This is a genomic window from Gillisia lutea (assembly GCF_021568705.1).
GTDB lineage: Bacteria > Bacteroidota > Bacteroidia > Flavobacteriales > Flavobacteriaceae > Gillisia > Gillisia lutea.
In genome coordinates this window covers 252,921-271,115 of the sequence record NZ_JAKGTH010000006.1, presented here as the reverse complement: position 1 = coordinate 271,115, position 18,195 = coordinate 252,921, and the positions used below count along the sequence as shown (strand labels likewise).

General features: G+C 36.2%; 14 protein-coding genes. 12 read left to right on the top strand and 2 right to left on the bottom strand.

Translation table 11 applies throughout. From position 1 onward, the window contains the following. Window positions 1-25: 25 nt before the first annotated feature. A complete protein-coding gene (locus tag L1I30_RS01215) occupies window positions 26-2,803 on the bottom strand; it encodes a TonB-dependent receptor (RefSeq protein ID WP_236132422.1) in 2,778 nt (925 codons plus the stop codon). A 175-nt stretch (window positions 2,804-2,978) separates the two neighbouring features. On the opposite strand from L1I30_RS01215, the gene L1I30_RS01210 reads away from it, so the two are divergent. Further along, a complete protein-coding gene (locus L1I30_RS01210; RefSeq protein WP_236132421.1) occupies window positions 2,979-3,662 on the top strand; it encodes a response regulator transcription factor in 684 nt (227 codons plus the stop codon). Then, entirely contained in the window at window positions 3,662-4,741 is a 1,080-nt protein-coding gene (locus L1I30_RS01205) for a sensor histidine kinase (RefSeq protein ID WP_236132420.1), read from the top strand. Before L1I30_RS01210 ends, L1I30_RS01205 begins: the two co-directional genes overlap by 1 nt. On the opposite strand, the gene L1I30_RS01200 is transcribed toward L1I30_RS01205, so the two are convergent. Continuing rightward, window positions 4,679-5,761: a glycosyltransferase gene (locus L1I30_RS01200; protein ID WP_236132419.1), complete on the bottom strand. Its 1,083-nt coding sequence runs from the start codon at window positions 5,759-5,761 to the stop codon at window positions 4,679-4,681. The two genes, L1I30_RS01205 and L1I30_RS01200, sit on opposite strands and share 63 nt — an antisense overlap. Window positions 5,762-5,875: 114 nt before the next feature. Here L1I30_RS01200 and trmB point away from each other — a divergent pair, with 114 nt between their 5' ends. From trmB to L1I30_RS01150, 10 genes are all read left to right on the top strand, one after another. Further along, a complete protein-coding gene (trmB, locus tag L1I30_RS01195; RefSeq protein WP_236132418.1) occupies window positions 5,876-6,550 on the top strand; it encodes a tRNA (guanosine(46)-N7)-methyltransferase TrmB in 675 nt (224 codons plus the stop codon). A gap of 4 nt (window positions 6,551-6,554) precedes the next feature. Continuing rightward, the gene (locus tag L1I30_RS01190) at window positions 6,555-7,178 is read left to right on the top strand and encodes a LysE family translocator (RefSeq protein ID WP_236132417.1); all 624 of its coding nucleotides are present in this window, start codon (window positions 6,555-6,557) and stop codon (window positions 7,176-7,178) included. After that, on the top strand, window positions 7,178-7,522 hold the full coding sequence (locus L1I30_RS01185) for an MGMT family protein (protein ID WP_236132416.1): 345 nt from the start codon (window positions 7,178-7,180) through the stop codon (window positions 7,520-7,522). The genes L1I30_RS01190 and L1I30_RS01185 overlap by 1 nt, the downstream gene beginning before the upstream one ends. Window positions 7,523-7,660: 138 nt before the next feature. Continuing rightward, window positions 7,661-8,791, top strand: a complete 1,131-nt coding sequence (locus L1I30_RS01180) for an Mrp/NBP35 family ATP-binding protein (RefSeq protein ID WP_236132415.1) — start codon at window positions 7,661-7,663, stop codon at window positions 8,789-8,791. Beyond that, window positions 8,792-9,034, top strand: a complete 243-nt coding sequence (locus L1I30_RS01175; RefSeq protein WP_236132414.1) for a NifU family protein — start codon at window positions 8,792-8,794, stop codon at window positions 9,032-9,034. A gap of 40 nt (window positions 9,035-9,074) precedes the next feature. Beyond that, entirely contained in the window at window positions 9,075-10,136 is a 1,062-nt protein-coding gene (locus tag L1I30_RS01170) for an NAD(P)/FAD-dependent oxidoreductase (protein ID WP_236132413.1), read from the top strand. Window positions 10,137-10,151: 15 nt separating this feature from the next. Then, window positions 10,152-10,478: a 2Fe-2S iron-sulfur cluster-binding protein gene (locus L1I30_RS01165; protein WP_236132412.1), complete on the top strand. Its 327-nt coding sequence runs from the start codon at window positions 10,152-10,154 to the stop codon at window positions 10,476-10,478. A 96-nt stretch (window positions 10,479-10,574) separates the two neighbouring features. Then, on the top strand, window positions 10,575-13,331 hold the full coding sequence (locus L1I30_RS01160; protein WP_236132411.1) for a triple tyrosine motif-containing protein: 2,757 nt from the start codon (window positions 10,575-10,577) through the stop codon (window positions 13,329-13,331). Between the two features lie 281 nt (window positions 13,332-13,612). Continuing rightward, entirely contained in the window at window positions 13,613-16,624 is a 3,012-nt protein-coding gene (locus L1I30_RS01155) for a SusC/RagA family TonB-linked outer membrane protein (RefSeq protein ID WP_236132410.1), read from the top strand. 12 nt (window positions 16,625-16,636) lie between these two features. Further along, window positions 16,637-18,181 carry a RagB/SusD family nutrient uptake outer membrane protein gene (locus L1I30_RS01150; RefSeq protein WP_236132409.1) on the top strand — a complete coding sequence of 515 codons (1,545 nt, stop codon included), beginning with the start codon at window positions 16,637-16,639 and terminating at the stop codon, window positions 18,179-18,181. Window positions 18,182-18,195 lie beyond the last annotated feature (14 nt).

Here is an 18,195-nt window from a genome sequence, read left to right as displayed (position 1 = left end):
ATTGGGTTAAGATTAATATTGAGGGTTAGAAGCGGTAATTAGCTCCTAAACTTATTGTTGCTCCACGGGTATACGATCTAACAGTGGCATTAGATTCAATTCCTGTTGTACTTGGTCTTACCTTTTGAGTTCTTTTAATCTCAGGATTTAAGATGTTCTTTCCTGTAAGGTTGAAGTTCCAGTGTTGTCCTAGATCCTTAGATAATACAGCATCTAGTGTTACAAATCCTTTTTCGATAATAGCATCGTTGTAAAAGGTTTCACTTTGGGTTTGTATCTCTGGTGCTCCTAAAGCGAAAATCTTGTCTGATGCATAGTTTGCGGTTATGCTGGCGTTGAATTCATTCTCTGCGTTATTAGAGAAGTTTAAAGAAGAGTTCAAGATCCAGTCTGAAGCTCCTTGCAATCCTGTTTTGGTAAGACCTTTATATCTAAAAGTTCTAATGAAGTTTCCGTTATCATCATAAGTTTCTTTTAGATCCTGGCTGTGCCACATTCTTGAAGCATTAAAGCCTAAGTCTAAATCTATTTCAGAAGCGATTAACGCTACTTTTGTTTCTAATTCAAGACCATAAATCTCTGCCTGCTCTGCCGAGTTGAAGTAAGAGAATACTCCTGCCGATCCTCTATCCTGAGATTTGTTGATTGGATCTTCAATTTTCTTATAGAATCCTGTAACAGAAACTAATTGCTTTGCACTTGGAAAGAATTCCCATTTCAAATCTAGGTTGTAGTTAGTGGAGGCTTGCAGGTCTGGGTTACCTCTTGTAATTTGCCCTGTTTGAGAAACATACTCGAAAGGAGCTATTTCTTTGAATTCAGGTAAGGTGATAGTCTTACTTGTAGCCAAACGTAAGTTCACTTTTTCGTTTAGTGCGTATCTAACATTCAAGCTAGGATATACGTTGTTGTAAGAGATTTCTGAAGATCCTATTCTTCCAGGAATGTTACCTACATTATAAATAACATTTAAGTCGTCTTGTTGGTATCTTAATCCAACATTGAAGTTGAATTTTTTGATCCCGTAGTTCATTGTTAAGAATCCTGAAGCAGATTCCAAATTGGCGTTGTATCTATCCGGTTTTAAAGAGTTGATCACTAAAGAACCATTGTCAAAGTTTTCTGGAATGAAAATTTCTGAGAGATTATCTATAGATGATGGCGAAAAAGTGTTTGTAACACTTTCTTCTACTCCTAAGAATTGAGATACAAAATCACGCTCTTTATTTCTATAATTTGCACCTACTTTAAAGTTTAGGTTTTTTTCGTCTTCATTAATTAAAGTGACCTTATCAGAAATTAATCCGTTGAATTCGTAATCGTCGATTGCCTGACCAGATTTTCTTTGCTGAAATCCGCCAGTTCTACCTAACTGAACGATAGACTCATTGAAATTCACTTCATTTCTAATTCTGTTAGGTTCATCGGCATCTACTTTGTTGTATCCTACGGCCCAGTTTAATTCGTTCTTTTCGGTAATGTTGTGGTTACCTGCAAGTTGATTTACCCAAAGGCGGGTTTGTTTTATGTTTTGATCTCTAATGAATTGAGAAAGTCCCTCTGTAGGTTCAGTTTCTTCGAAGATTGTTCCTTCACCATTTCGTCCTCCTTCTAAAACCTCATCGGTTACCTTATTAATAAAAAGACTGGTAGCTTTTACCGTATTGTTCTCATTAAATCTATATCCAATATTTAAAAGCCCGGTGGTATTAATAGACTTTGAAAAATATTCAGCATCTGTAATAGAGTCGTTAATAAAATTTGCTCTAAATTCTCTGAAAACACCTTGTCTGTGCTCAAAAGAAGTAGACTGTGAAGCTGTAGCAAAAATTTCTAGTTTTTCACCAATTCTCTTACCTGCTGAAATAGCATATTTGTAATCCATTGGAAAGCCGGCTTTTTGAGTATCCCAGGTCTGCTCCTTAAGTGTTTGTCTTGGACTAAGGTCTTTCTTGTAGAAACCAAAGCTCATATCATCAGAATTTGTAGAAACTTTAAAATTGTCTCCAACTCCATTTCTAATTGCGTTGGTATTAACTCCTGCCTGAACACCAATACTAAGTTCTTTACTTCCTGTTAGTTCACGAGATTTAATATCTATAGTTCCGGAAGCCTGATCGGCAGAAGACTCTGCAGAGTAGGTTTTACTGATGCTTACGTTTTGAATTACACGAGTAGGGAATAAGCTTAAATCGATATTCTTACGTTCTATATCATCAGCAGGAATTGGAAGTCCGTTCATGGTAGTGTATAAATACCTGTCTCCAAGTCCTCTTACAAATACATCTCCTGAAGCTTCACTGCTGGTAACTCCTGATATTTTTGAAGTAGCTCCGGCAGCATCGGAAACACCTAACTTGGCTAATTCCTGTGCCCCGATACTTTCCTTAATGTCTATAGCTCCTTTTTGTTCTAGTAATAGAGCAACTTCAGAATCTCTTCTGGAAACTGTAGTAATTACAACTTCATCTAAAGATGCAGCACTTGCACCTAATTCAGTATTTACCTCTGTAACCTTACCTGCAACAACTTCAACATTAGGTACATCTAGAGATTCATATCCAATAAAGCTAAAGGTCACGGTATAAATCCCTGGTTCGATATTATTCAACGCGTAAAGACCATCAAAATCGGTAGTAGTACCTGTAGATGTGCCTTTTATGATTACATTTGCGAAAGGAAGGGGTTCCCCGTTCATTTCTTTATCAGATAATTTACCAACAATGGAGCCTTTGCTTTCCTCCTGCGCATGTAAAAACGTTGTAAAAAATAATACGACTAATAATGATAAAACTTTCTTCATTTCTTTGTTTAATTCTATGCCGCAAATAAACGGCCGCAATGTAAAGATTAGGTTAATTGGGTATTAATCGTTTGTCATGATAGTGTTAGTTAAACGTTACTAAAGCGCTGCTGAAATAAAAAGTTTAAATTTATATTTACTTTTACCCTGTATTCATTAAACGTTCTAATTAGAAATGAAGAAAAAAGACATTACAATCCTGCTTGTCGATGATGAGCCGGATATCTTGGAAATAGTTGGTTACAATCTTTCTGCTGAAGGTTATACCGTTATTACTGCTGAAAACGGAGCTCAGGCAGTAAAACTGGCAAAGAAGAAAAAACCTCAGCTAATTATTTTAGATGTGATGATGCCGGAAATGGATGGAATTGAAGCTTGCGAGCAAATTCGAAAGATTCCGGAATTAAGTGAGACCATTATAACTTTCTTAACGGCTAGGGGTGAAGATTATTCACAAATGGCAGGTTTTGATGCCGGAGCCGACGATTATATAACAAAACCCATCAAACCAAAAGTCTTGGTTAGTAAAGTTAAAGCCCTACTTAGAAGGTTTAAAGAAGATGAACCGGCTTCCAATATTGTTAAGATTGGAGACCTTGTTATAAATAGAGATGAATACAAGATAGTGAAGGATGGAGATGAGCTCATTTTGCCAAGAAAGGAATTCGAACTTTTATCATTGCTAGCTTCTAAGCCGGGAAAAGTATTTAAAAGAGAAGATATTTTAGATAAGGTTTGGGGGAATGAAGTTGTTGTGGGAGGAAGAACCATTGATGTTCATATTAGAAAACTACGTGAGAAAATTGGGGATGAGAGTTTTAAAACCGTAAAAGGAGTAGGATATAAGTTTGTAATTTAATGTCGAAAAATTTTAAACGATCGTATAAGTTTGCGATAAAAACCTCGTTTTATATCACCGTTTTTATAACGCTCCTGGTGAGCGTTTTTTTGTATTTACATGATTTGCTTCAAATCTTACCAATTATAGGATTTGTTATTTCCTGTTACCTATTCTCCTTTTTTATTATTCAATATAGGGTAGAGCATTTCATTTATAAAAGAGTAAAAAAAATATATGATAATGTAACCTTGCTGGATGCCACTACTTTACGTCCAAACCAGATCACTACCGATATGGCGACGCTTACCAGAGAGGTGGAGAAGTTTGCTAAAGATAAAAAACTGGAGATTGAGACTCTTAAAATTAGAGAGACTTATAGAAAGGAATTTATGGGAAATGTTTCTCATGAGTTAAAAACTCCCCTATTTACAGTGCAGGGGTATATTCTCACCTTGCTAGATGGGGCTATGAAAGACAAGGCCGTTCGTAAAAAATACCTGCAACGTGCAAGTAAAGGGGTAGAGCGACTTATATATATAGTTAAAGACTTAGATATGATCACTAAGTTGGAAACAGGGGATCTCCATCTTCACATGGAAAACTTTAATATAGTAGAGCTTATTCAGAATTCTTTCGATCTTTTGGAGATGAAGGCTGCTAAAAAAGATATTACCCTCACCTTCGATATCGATTATCAAACCCCTATTTGGGTGTATGCCGATAAGGAACGTATTCAACAGGTTATTACAAATTTAGTTGTGAACTCTATTAAATATGGTAAAAAGAGTGGAACTACCGAAATAAGTATAGAAAACCTTATTAAAAATAAAGTGATAATACGGGTGACCGATAATGGGGAAGGAATCGAGAAAGCCAATATTCCCCGATTATTCGAACGCTTCTATCGTGTAGATAAAAGTGGATCTCGAAAGGAAGGTGGCTCGGGGCTTGGCTTATCTATAGTAAAACATATTATAGAAGCGCATAATGAGAAAATATATGTAGAAAGTGTATTTGGAGTGGGAAGTGAATTTTCATTCACCCTCGAAAAGAGCAAAGATATTCCCCAAATTAAAGCTGGTGGAAAAGTTGAGTAGCCCTTTATAATTATCAATATCTTTTAATCGATTTATAGAAAAATCTCTTTGTGAACAGCTTGCAAGGAGATTTTTACTTTTTAGTCTCTTTGCTAAGTATTTTTGTTCGTATTGGCCCGGAGTGGGAATTAAAAAGGCTTGCTTCCCTAATTTTGCGAGATCCATAAGGCTGGTGTAGCCAGATCTGCAAATTACCAGCTTACTTCTGTTAAGCATCTCCTCAAGATCATGAGAATTCAGAAAATTATAAATAGCTATATTATTCTGTTGCACCACTTTTTGCTCTTTTTCCACTACTCCCCGGGTGAATACAATTGGACCTTTAAGAGGTTTTAGTTCTTTAAGTAAACGCTTTTCCAATATCTTTCGCTGAGGTTCCGGCCCGGATAGCATTACAAGAATATCAATATCGTGGGGTAAATTTTTCTTTTTAAATCTACTTAGCACTCCTATGTATTTCAAAGGAAGAGCTGTTTTTTCGGGATGCCCCATGCTTCCGCTTAAATTTCTTGTGTCTGGCATATCTGGCACCCAGCATTCATCAAATTTTCTGATATAATACTGCTGAATTTTACCGCTTATATAGCTAGTACTTCCAGAATGCACATTAACTTGATGTGTAATAAATACAGAGGGAACTTTCTTTGAACGCACTCCCCATCTGTTATCTGAAATAATTCCTGATATGTTTCTTTCGGCTATAATATGCTGCACTGCTTTATTTTCAGCAGAGATAGTCTTTATAATATGTGGAGCTTTAGAAAGAAGTTTAAGCTTTAGCAGTTTTCCATATTTGGAATACTTTATATTATAGGAGGGGAGTTCATGAGTTTCCAAATCTGGAAATTCATTTTGTAAGAAATGCAGGGCTGCCCCGTCTGATGCAATTACAGGTTCAAAACCTTGTTCTAATAATAAAGTGATTATGGGAATGCATCTGGTGGCATGTCCCAATCCCCAGTTTAAAGGAGCAATTAAGATACGTTTTTTAGGCATATGCAAATATAATGATAGCCTCATTTTTTACTTAGATCTAAAATGGGATTATGAAAACTTTAATAGGTAGAGGAGTTTTGAACGTTTTTATGTGGTTCTGCTCGATTTTAGCTAATTTTACCGAAATATTAAGAAATAGTGGGGAGTAAAAATAAACTCAAAAGATTTAGGGAGAACGAAAGTTTTGCAAATGTAATTCAGCCTTCCAGAGAGGAGATTATAGACAATAATTATACACTTAAAGGAAATTGGAATAAAGACTTCTTTAAGAATGATAATCCTATTGTATTAGAACTTGGTTGTGGAAAAGGAGAATACAGTGTTGCCATGGCACAGGCTAATCCTAATAAAAATTTTATAGGAATAGATATTAAAGGTGCTCGTTTTTGGAGAGGTGCAAAAACTGCTTTGGAAGAAGGGATGCATAACGTAGGATTTATTCGTACGCAAATTGAATTGATCGACCTTATTTTTGCCCAAAATGAAGTGGATGAGATCTGGATTACTTTCCCAGATCCTCAAATAAAGTATAAGCGTACCAAACATCGACTTACTAACTCCGAATTTCTTCAGAAATATAAGAAAATATTGAAGCCGGATGGGGTGGTCAATTTAAAAACAGACAGTGAGTTTATGCATGGGTATACGTTAGGACTTATTCATGGTGAGGGCCACGAAGTTATTCACTCCAATCACGATGTGTATAAAAATGTTTATTCACCAAAAGAAGTGGTGGGTATACAAACTTTCTATGAAAAACAGTATCTTGAAAAAGGTAAACCTATTACTTATATTCAATTTAAGATAAAATAAGGCTTTGGCTGAAACAAAACTATTCCTCATAACTTTCTTCGCAGCGCTTCTAGGAGTTTTACCTCCGGGCTTAGTGAATATGACGGTAGCCAAGACCTGTGTGGAACATGGCAAGAAAAATGGCCTGTATGTGGCTATTGGGGCATCTATAGTAGTGTTGTTTCAGGCGCTTATCGCTATTTTGTTAGCGAAATATATTTTTGACAATCCCTTCGTGAGAAATGTATTATTGCGAACGGGGCTGGTTATTTTCATATTTCTTACCATCTTTTTTTATGTGAAAGCGAGGAGGGGTTCTCACTTAGAGTCACATTCCAAAAAGGCTAATAGTAAAAGTATCTTTAAAGGCATGCTAATAAGTGTGCTTAATGTATTTCCTATACCTTACTTCTGTGCATTAGCTGCGGCACTTAATGTGGGAGGTGATGTGTCTTATAACTGGTCTTTAATAGCCTTATTTATGCTGGCAGCGTCTATGGGTACTTTTACATCTTTGTATGTCTATGTGCTGTTCTTTTATAGAATTGATAATAAGACCGAGATGTTTGCAAAGTATTCCAACTATTTTATGGCGGCACTTATGCTCATATTAGTAATTATTACTTTAGCTAGAATATTCTATTTCTAATGGCAACTGATCATAATTTCTTCGAGCGAGTTTATTTGGTAGTTAAACAGGTGCCGGCGGGCAGAGTTACTACCTATGGTGCAATTGCAAGATATCTAGGTGCAGCCAAAAGCGCAAGAATGGTAGGTTGGGCACTTAATGGTTCTAAGAGATTAGAGAATGTTCCGGCACAACGAGTAGTAAACAGGATGGGGATGCTTACCGGGAAGCATCATTTTAGTGGGACCAGCGCAATGCAGCAATTATTAGAAGAGGAAGGGATTAAAGTAAAGGATAATTTAATTCAGGATTTCAAAAAAGTATTTTGGGACCCTAACGAAGAATTAGAAAATATGGATGAATAATGCAGTCTAATGCTATAATTTCAACTTATAAGTATATCAAGCAATTATAATTAAATACTTCGTTTTTCTTAGCTTTTCCAGTTATATTTGCATTTTAGAATCAATCTACATAAGAGGTTGAAAAAGAAATATTTCACAATGAATTTAAATAGAAAAGATATCCTGGCTGCGCTTGAAACTATATCGGTTTCTGGAGAAGGAAGGAATATGGTAGAAAGTGGAGTTGTTCAAAATGTAATGACTTTTGGAGATGAAGTGGTAGTAGATTTAGTACTTTCAACTCCGGCACTTCATATAAAGAAAAGGGCTGAGGTTGATGTAATGACAGCTATTCATGAAAAAGTCTATCAAAAGGCAAAAGTGAAGGTTAATATAAAGGTTCAAGCTGCCGATAAACCAACAATTAAAGGAAAATCTATTCCAGGAATAAAAAATATAATTGCTGTAGCCTCCGGTAAGGGCGGTGTAGGGAAATCTACCGTTACCGCAAATTTAGCGGTAACCTTAGCAAAAATGGGCTTTAAAGTAGGATTACTAGATGCTGATATTTACGGGCCATCTATGCCAATAATGTTTGACGTAGAGGCTGAAAGACCTTTATCTGTAAATATTGATGGGAAATCTAAAATGAAGCCAGTTGAAAATTACGGAGTTAAATTGCTTTCTATTGGTTTCTTCACCAAGCCGGATCAAGCGGTTGTTTGGAGAGGGCCAATGGCCGCCAAAGCATTAAACCAAATGATCTTTGATGCTGCGTGGGGAGAATTGGATTTCATGTTGATAGATCTTCCTCCGGGAACAGGTGATATTCACTTATCTATTATGCAGTCGTTGCCAATTACCGGGGCGGTAATAGTAAGTACTCCTCAAAATGTAGCACTGGCCGATGCGAAGAAAGGTGTAGCAATGTTTCAACAAGAAAGCATTAATGTACCGGTATTAGGCTTAGTAGAGAATATGGCGTACTTTACACCAGATGAGCTCCCGGATAATAAGTATTATATTTTTGGCCAACATGGTGCCAAGAATCTAGCAGAAGATCTTAATGTGCCATTTTTAGGAGAGCTTCCATTATTGCAATCTATTCGTGAAGCAGGGGATATTGGAAGACCTGCAGCTTTACAAGTTGCAACACCTTTAGAATCAGCATTTGAAAAGATCACTCGAAATGTGGTTCAAGAAACAGTGAACAGAAATAAGAGCATACCTCCAACCGAAGCTATTAAAATTACAACTATGGCTGGATGTAGTGCCGTTAATAAAAAATAGATGACAAGCGAGGAAATTAAAATAAATGTAGAAAAAGCACTTGCAGAAATTCGTCCTTTTTTGCAAAGTGATGGCGGAGATATCTCATTGATTTCTATTGAAGATGATCGCCTGGTAAACGTTCAGCTACAAGGGGCCTGTGTAGGTTGCCATGTAAATCAGATGACTCTAAAATCTGGTGTTGAAATGACGATTAAAAAATATGTACCACAAATTGAGAAAGTGGTAAATATTGAATATTAATAACCTTGAGTTGTTAATTTCATTTGCAAATTGAAAAGGAATGATTAAAACAGATATTTTGATTATCGGTGCCGGGCCCACGGGCTTGTTTACCGTATTTGAAGCAGGATTACTAAAACTGAAATGCCACCTTATAGATGCGTTACCGCAGCCCGGAGGACAATGTTCAGAAATCTACCCTAAAAAGCCTATTTACGATATCCCTGGATTTCCGGAGGTATTAGCCGGAGATCTGGTGAATAACTTAATGGAGCAAATTAAACCTTTCGAACCCGGATTCACCTTGGGAGAGCGTGCAGAGACCATTGAACGTTTGGAAGATGATAGTTTTGTGGTAACCACCTCCAGAGGCACCAAACACCATGCGCCTGTGGTAGTGATAGCAGGTGGATTAGGAAGTTTCGAACCTAGAAAGCCCCCTATTCCAAGTATCGAAAAATTTGAAGACAAAGGGGTTGCTTATATCATTAGAGATCCTGAAGTGTATCGAGATAAAAGTGTTGTAATTGCAGGAGGAGGAGATTCTGCACTGGACTGGTCAATTTATTTGGCAGATATAGCTAAAGAAGTTTCTTTAATTCATCGTAGAAAAGATTTCCGAGGAGCTTTAGATTCAGTTGAAAAAGTGGAAGAGCTTTCGAAGATTGGTAAGATTAAGCTTATTACTGAAGCTGAGGTGGTAGATCTTAAAGGAGAAGATAAACTTGAGGCCGTTGTAATAAGACATAAAGGGGAAGCTGTTGAAGAAGAAGTGAAGCCAACAGATAGTTTTATTCCGCTTTTCGGACTGTCTCCAAAATTAGGACCTATTGCAGATTGGGGCTTGGAAATAGAGAAAAATGCCATTAAAGTAAATAATGCTTACGATTATCAAACCAATATCCCGGGAGTATATGCTATTGGCGATGTAAATACTTATCCGGGCAAATTAAAATTGATACTTTGCGGTTTTCATGAAGCAGCCATTATGTGTCAAAGCGCATATCAACGTATTTATCCAGAGAAAAGATATGTTATGAAATATACCACGGTAAGTGGGGTAAGTGGTTTTGATGGCTCTAAGAAGGAAGCCAAAAAAGAAGTGGTTAAAAGTATAAATTAATACTATTCACAGGATATGAGTGATATAAAAATTACCATTATCGATAGAGAGGGAGAAGCTCATTTGTTAGATGCTCCTACTGATATGAATATGAATTTGATGGAAGTTTGTAAAATGCATGAACTTCCGGTAGAAGGGACCTGTGGAGGGATGGCTATGTGTGCTTCCTGCCACTGTTATATTTTAAATAAGGAAAATCTACTACCTGAAAAAAGCTATGAGGAAGAGGACATGCTGGATCAGGCTTTCTTTGTAGAAGATAATAGTAGGCTGGGCTGCCAGATTCCCATTACCAAAGAATTGGATGGTTTAGAGCTAAAACTGGCCCCACAACAATCATAATAAGGATTTCGAAGTATTTACCTTAATTAAAAGAGCCCATTTGCGGCTCTTTTTTTATTTTTAACTTTAGGCTTTCAATTAAAATTCCACATACGGATGTTTAGAATATTGGTATTGCTGCTATTGTTCACCTTTTCAGCACAGGCTCAGGAAATAGCACCTTATTTTAAGAATTACACCAAGCTTGATTATAACGGAGAAAATTCCAATTGGGATATTGCTCAGCACAACGATGGCACTATGTATGTGGCCAATGGTAAGAACCTGTTATCTTTTAATGGGGATTTCTGGAAGAAATACGAACTCCCGAAACCTTCTACGATTAGATCAGTAAATGTTATAAACGACACGATATACACAGGTGCTTATCGCCAGTTTGGATACTGGGTGAAAAATGATAAAAATGAGTTAAGCTATACTTCTCTAAGTGATAAATTAGACGAACAATACTTCAAAAGTGATGAAATATGGAAAATAATAGCCCATAAGGATCGTATATACTTTCAATCTTTCAGCAATTTTTTCATCTACAATACCAGCTCAAAGAAGATCCAGGTTGTTCCATTCGGGAATATTTCTGCTGTATATAGTTTTCTAATAAACGATAGATTTTACATTACTTCTAAAAATCATGGTCTTTATATTCTGAAAGGGAATAAAATAGAATTTCTTAACTGGAGTGCTCCTTTACAAAATTTCACCATTCAAAGTGTTGTTTCACTTAAGAACAACCTATTAATTGCCACTCAGTTAAATGGAATGTTTTTATATGATGGAAAGAATCTAAAACCCTGGAGCTCAGCACTCCAATATAAGTTTGAATCTCTTGAGATTAATAATTTACAAATACTGGACAAGTTTATATGTGTAGGTACCATTAATAACGGTTTACTTGTTTTTGATGAGACAGGGAATTTTAAGTATGCTTATAATAAGAAGAATGGACTTGCTAATAACACTGTGCTCCGTCAGTACATAGATAAAAATGACAATTTATGGCTTGCATTAGATAACGGGTTAAGTAAGGTCTTTCTTTCTAACAATGTATATGAGTTTAATGATCCTTCCGGAGCTTTGGGTACTGTATATGCTATTCTGGAAGATGATAAAAGCTTAGTTCTGGGTTCTAATCATGGTGTTTTCTATTTAGATGGAGAAGAACTGGAGTTTCTTAAAAATTCGAACGGGCAAGTTTGGGATTTGGCCCATGTGGAAGGTGAAATTATATGTGGACATAATAACGGGACCTTCAGCATTAAAAATAATCAGTTTAGATTTATAAATGATATTAATGGAGGAATGGATTTTAAGCCTATTCCTAAAACCGATTTTTATATTCAGCCAAATTATACTGGTGTTGCTCGCTACAAAAAGGTAAACGGAAAATGGGAGTTTAAGCGTTATAAGGAAATAGATTTTCCTGTAAGTAGTTTAGAGTTCGATGCAGCTGGAAATTTATGGTTGGAAACCGCTCATAGAGGTATTTTTCAATTTGCGTTTACACCTGATCATCATCAAATAAAGCAACTTAGAAACTTTAAAACTGGAAGCTCGGAAGATAAGTTGTTTGCACTTGGAAAGGAGATCTTTATAGCTAATAAAGATCGAATCTTGAAATATGATATTATCAATGATACGCTTATTCAAGATGCTATTTTAGAAGTTAAATTAAAGCCTTTTAATAAGCTTACGGCAATTGGTGATGATATGCTGGTATTAGAGAAGGAAGAAGCTTTAAAGATAGCTAATGTAGATAACAGCTTTACCTTCACTTTAAATGATAATCTAACAAACAGCAGACTTGTAAAGAATTATCCCAATACTACCTCAATTGGTGATCATATTTTTGTTTTTCTGGATGATGGGTTTTTAAAAATTAATGAAGCCGCTGCCAAAGATTCTCAGCAGGTTGAAAGGGTTTATATTGAGGCCGTTCTAATAAATGGAGAGCAGGTTTCTATTTCAAATTCTCCAAAAGTGCCTTTTAGAAAGAATTTTATACAATTCTCTTTTTCTTCCAAGACTCCCGGTAACATTTCTTTACCTCAATATTCCTACAAATTGGAGGGCTACGACAAGGAATGGTCGGTGCCCTCTAGGCTCTCTCAAGTAAGTTATAGCAATTTACCATCTGGAGATTTTAAATTTAAGGTGAGGTCTGGTGTAGATCAAAGTGAAGCAGCGATATTTAATTTCTCCATTTTAAAACCATGGTATCTTAGTGTATGGGCGGCTATAGGTTACGTCTTTTTATTAGTGTTGGTTATAGTTCTCATCTATTATTATAATAAATTCAAGTTTATTAGAAAGAGAAAGCATCTGGAAAAGGAGTTGGAATACGAGCAACGTCTAATACTTCAAAAGCAAAATTTTGAAAATCAACGCCGAATTGATGAGTTGGAACAAGATAAATTAAAGAGTAAATTGAAATCTAAGAGTAAGGAGCTGGCAAGTTACGCTGCTCTTATGGCTAGAAAAGAAGACATTCTTACTGAAATGGAACAGGAAATTAACAAATCTAATATTAAGAAAGAGAATGTAAAGCTCTATTCGAAATTAATGGATATTAAAGATAGGCAATCTAATTCTCAGGATGAATGGAAACTGTTTGAACGCAATTTTAACGAAGTGCATGAAGACTTTTTTAGATTATTGCAAAAAGGATATCCCGATCTTACTCCTAAAGATTTAAAATTATGTGCCTACCTGCGAATGAATCTTAGTTCTAAAGAAATTGCTCCTCTTATTGGTATTACTTTTAGAAGTGTAGAACTACATCGATATAGATTAAGAAAGAAATTTCATCTTTCTAAAAATCAAAATCTGGTAAAATTTCTATTAAAAGTGAAATAAACGTTCACGAAAACGTTGTAATTTTATCTAAATTAACTCATCTTTTCCACATCATTTCACATTTTTAACAGCTAAAATACTTTATTTTATTTGATTAAATTACTGATTTTAAGTAATTTAAATATTAGTTAAAACTTGATGTGTCCAGTTATATTAAATTAAGGTTAAAAGCTTCCTTCAAGTGTTAATTTTATAACGCTTCTTTTTGGGAGAAGTCGTCTTTTCTTAAAAGAGGAGATTTAATAAATACGCATTCCGAAAAATTTAAAACAACCTTGTTTATGAAAACAAAATTAACTCTAGTTTGTTTGTTACTCTTTATGATAAGTGTTCATTCTTTCGCACAGGAACGTAACATAACAGGAACTATTACTTCTAGTGAAGATAATTTACCTCTTCCGGGAGTGAATGTATTGGTAAAAGGTACTTCTCGTGGTGCCATTACCGATTTTGACGGTAAATACTCTATTAGCGCTGCTAATGGAGATGTATTGGAATTCAGTTTTGTGGGAATGCAGTCACAGGAAGTAACTGTGGGTAACCAAAATACGATTGATATTTCAATGAGCTATGATGCCGCATCTTTAGACGAGATAGTGGTTGTAGGGTACGGGGCTCAGAAAAAGGCCGATTTAACTGGAGCAATTTCCACAATTAAATCAGAGGAAATAAGTAAAACGCCAACAGGGCAAGCTATGCAGGCCTTACAGGGTAAGGTTGCAGGTTTGCAAATTGTTAGTAATGGAGGACCGGGTGCTGCGCCAACCGTTCGAGTGCGTGGAATTGGTTCTTATGCTAACGATGCTTCTGGACCTTTATATGTAGTTGATGGTATGTTTTTTGATAATATTGATTTTCTTAATACTGCTGATATTACTTCTATATCTGTCCTTAAAGATGCTTCAGCTTCTGCAATTTATGGGGTAAGAGCTGCTAATGGAGTAGTAATTATCCAAACCAAGTCGGGAGGATACAATCAGAAATCAGAAATTACGTATGACGGTTATACAGGATACCAAGTTGCTCAAAATGTATTGAAACTTGCCAATGCCGAACAATTTACTACGATTGCTTTGGAGTCGGGATCTCAGCCTGATGCTAATTTTATTTTAAACGCCATGCAGCGTTATGGAAGGAGTAGAGTAAATCCTAATATTCCTGATGTAAAAACCGATTGGTATGATGAGATATTAAGACCAGCTCTTATACAAAATCATAGCTTCGGTGTTACGGGAGGAAGCGAAAATGCTACCTATGCTATTGGAGCTAATTACTTTGCTCAAGAAGGTATCCTTAAAATGAAAAATGAATATGAGCGTTTTAACTTAAGAAGTAAACTTGATTTTAAAGTAAATGATTGGTTAACCGTAGGTGCAAACGCATTATTAAGTAATGCAAGTAGATTCGACCCTGAGGCGTCAGCTTTTAGACAAGCCTATTACGCAGTTCCAATTTTACCGGTGTATGATGAGCTTAATGTAAATGCTACTCCTACTAATTATGCCAATGCACAGGATCTTGGATATAGAAGCGGACAGAACCCTTTTCCAACTATGGACAATAGCGAGTTAAGATCTAAAATAAGAAACGTGCTCGGTAATTTTTATGCGCAGGTGAATTTAATTCCTGAACAATTAACTTTTAAGACGGCATACAATCATAATTTTCAAACGGAGGAAAGAAGAGAGGTAAGACTTCCTTATTTTATTGGTAACAACTTCCAACGTGAAGATGCTGAATTAATAAAAAGGAATGTAACCATTTCCAATCAAATTTGGGATAACACCTTAACTTATACAAATACTTTTGGAAAGCATGACATTACTGCCCTTGCTGGTGCCTCATTTAGAGATGAGTCTTATGAACAATTAGAAGCAAAAGGTTTAAATTTTCCACTATCTGGTGAAGAAGCATACTTTTTAGATCTTGCTCAAACTATAGTAACCGATGGTGTAGGTGACGATGGGAGAAGAGAATACGGACTTTCCTATTTTGGAAGAATAGCTTATAACTATGATGGGAGATACTTGTTATATGGTACTTTTCGTGCAGATGGTACTAACAAATACCAAGAGAAATGGGGTTATTTCCCAACTATAGGTGCCGGATGGGTGCTTTCGGCAGAGCCATTCATGGAAGATAATGGAGTGTTTGATTTTCTTAAGCTTCGCGCCAGTTGGGGGGAGCTTGGGAATGATAAGGTTTCTTCAAGTGAAGGATCTATTACTTCAACAGTAGTTACCACCGCGTTAGGAGATGAGTTATATAGTGGAGTAAATACCAGTAACGATTTTACCTCTTTGAAATGGGAGGTTACCGAAGAGATTAATGCAGGGATATCTGCAAGATTATTTAATAATAACCTCTCTCTTGAAGCAGATTACTATGTAAGAGATACTAAAGATGCTGTAATTCCAGTTAACCGACCTCTTATTCCCGGGGCTACCAGACAAAACGTTGGAGAAATTAGAAATTCAGGTTTAGAATTGGCTTTGAACTGGGATAAACGTGTTTCAGATGATTTTAGCTATAATATTGGAGTAAATTTCGCTACTCTTAAAAACGAAGTTTTAAATATAAGTGATGCAGTGGCTTTAGATGCTGGTTCGGCAGAGTTTCGTCAAAGATCTATCGTAGGGGAACCTATTTTTGCCTTTTATGGACGTGAAATTGCCGGTGTATATCAAAATGACGCAGAGATCCAAGCCGATCCCGTAGCAGTTGCTAATAACCTTGTTCCTGGAGATTTTAAATATAAAGATCTTAATGGAGATGGTAATATCACTGATGATGATAGAACAGTATTAGGTTCCTTCTTACCATCATACTCTTACGGTTTGAATATAGGTGTTAATTATAAAAATTTCGACTTATCTGCCAGTGCAGTAGGTCAAGGTGGAAACAAAATTCTTAACCGTAAGAGAGGGGAAGTAATCTTTACAAATGACACCAACATAGATAGAGATTTTGCGATCAATCGATGGCATGGGGAGGGAACTACTAACAGTTACCCTTCTGCAGCTGGAATTCGAAAAGGTTGGAATCAAAAATTAAGCGATTATTTCGTTGAAGATGGAGACTTTTTCAGAGTACAAAATATTACCCTAGGATATACAATCAACAAAAATGGGAAATTGAATAATATCCCTTGGACCAGAATTTACGTAACTGCAGAAAAACCTTTAACTGTATTTAAGTACAATGGATTCAATCCTGAAGTTGCAAATGGAGTTGATAATGAAACCTACCCTGTACCTGCAGTATACACAATTGGAGTAAGTATTAAAATATAAAAAAAAGAGATTATGAAATTGTTTAATAAAATTACAGCAGCAGCTAGCCTTGTATTAATATTGGCTTTGGGAGGTTGTTCAGATAAGCTGGACGAGCTGGAACTTAACAATGATTTTGCTGGGGGTACAGATTTTACAAAGACTGAAGATATGAAGCTTTCCATAATTGGGGTTTATGCTGCATTTCAATCGAGAGGATGGGAACAACCTCTTTTAATCTCAGTAAGAGGGGATGATGTGAATGCCGGAGGCCTTGGAGATCAGCAAGATTTTTCTGAAACCGACCTATTTAATTACAATAAAGATTATTGGATGTATAATTCTCTGTGGGAAAATGTTTATGCCGATATTATAACAGCCCATACAGCTATGGAGCAGATTTCAAGATATCAGGAATTTGCGAATGCTGCAGGAATTCAAGAGGGAGATCAATACATAGCAGAAGCTAAAGTACTTCGCGCCATGATGCTTTTACAATTATCTCAGGTTTATGGAGGTGTATTTATTCCACAGTCTTCTAACACTGATGAAATTAAGGATTTAGAGTCAGTACCTAGCAAAGATGAGGTTATGCAGCATATCTCCGATCAAATGGACGAAGCGATTCCTCACTTGCCAAATGGAAGACCTAACGAGCGTACAGATCTTCCAGGTGGCGCTACCGTAGCCACTGCTCTTGCTATTAAAGCTATGGCAAATCAGGAACTTGGAAACTATCAGGCTGTAGCCGATGCTACAGGGCAAATAATAAGCTCTAATAGCTTCAGTCTTTTTCCAGATTATTACGAACTCTTCAAAACACCTGGAAAATTAAGTAACGAGGTTATTCTTTCTTTGCAATATTCTGATTTCGGACAAGGAGAAGGTGATGCTGAAAGACATCTTTTTCAACCTTACGGACCACAAAACTGGACACCTGCAGTTGCGGGCGCAGGAAGTGGATGGGGATTCTTTGAACCGAGTATGAAGTTTATCAAATTTATGTTGGATAGAAATGAAACGGTTCGTTTGGAAACCAGTGTTCTATTTACCGATAGAGGAATAGCAGAAATAAAAGCGGACCCTAATTATTCGTCACTTCCATCTTTTGTTTCTAATACTACCAGAGATGGTGATATAATAAATGACTATGCCCGTGCTTTATTTGCAAGCGGGAAACACTACCTGCCATCTAATCAGTTAATTCCCGGGAGAACAGAATATGGAAGTAATAAAAATTATAATGTAATTAGATATGCTGAAATATTACTGATGTATGCTGAAGCGCTTAAACAAGGCGCAGCAGGTTCTGCAATAAGTGCGGAAGATGCTGTAACCCTGGTAAGAGAAAGAGCGGGATTGGGTCCTCTTCAAAATGTTACTCTGGAGGATGTTTTAGATGAGAAATTTGCAGAATTAAGCATGGAGTGGGGGAAACGTTATTTCGATATGGTGAGATTGGGTAAAACCGATGAACTTAGTTATGATGGAAGAACTTTTACCATGAACAAGGCATATCTTCCTTATCCTCAAACTCAAGTAGATCAATTTCCAATTCTTGGAGGTAACTCTCTATAATTAGTACTAATTAT

Excerpts from the sequence above, each read along its gene's own strand:
- L1I30_RS01215 (WP_236132422.1), bottom strand. The coding sequence starts at position 2,803 with ATGAAGAAAGTTTTATCATTATTAGTCGTATTATTTTTTACAACGTTT.
- L1I30_RS01210 (WP_236132421.1), top strand. The coding sequence starts at position 2,979 with ATGAAGAAAAAAGACATTACAATCCTGCTTGTCGATGATGAGCCGGAT.
- L1I30_RS01205 (WP_236132420.1), top strand. The coding sequence starts at position 3,662 with ATGTCGAAAAATTTTAAACGATCGTATAAGTTTGCGATAAAAACCTCG.
- L1I30_RS01200 (WP_236132419.1), bottom strand. The coding sequence starts at position 5,761 with ATGAGGCTATCATTATATTTGCATATGCCTAAAAAACGTATCTTAATT.
- L1I30_RS01185 (WP_236132416.1), top strand. The coding sequence starts at position 7,178 with ATGGCAACTGATCATAATTTCTTCGAGCGAGTTTATTTGGTAGTTAAA.
- L1I30_RS01180 (WP_236132415.1), top strand. The coding sequence starts at position 7,661 with ATGAATTTAAATAGAAAAGATATCCTGGCTGCGCTTGAAACTATATCG.
- L1I30_RS01175 (WP_236132414.1), top strand. The coding sequence starts at position 8,792 with ATGACAAGCGAGGAAATTAAAATAAATGTAGAAAAAGCACTTGCAGAA.
- L1I30_RS01170 (WP_236132413.1), top strand. The coding sequence starts at position 9,075 with ATGATTAAAACAGATATTTTGATTATCGGTGCCGGGCCCACGGGCTTG.
- L1I30_RS01165 (WP_236132412.1), top strand. The coding sequence starts at position 10,152 with ATGAGTGATATAAAAATTACCATTATCGATAGAGAGGGAGAAGCTCAT.
- L1I30_RS01160 (WP_236132411.1), top strand. The coding sequence starts at position 10,575 with ATGTTTAGAATATTGGTATTGCTGCTATTGTTCACCTTTTCAGCACAG.
- L1I30_RS01155 (WP_236132410.1), top strand. The coding sequence starts at position 13,613 with ATGAAAACAAAATTAACTCTAGTTTGTTTGTTACTCTTTATGATAAGT.
- L1I30_RS01150 (WP_236132409.1), top strand. The coding sequence starts at position 16,637 with ATGAAATTGTTTAATAAAATTACAGCAGCAGCTAGCCTTGTATTAATA.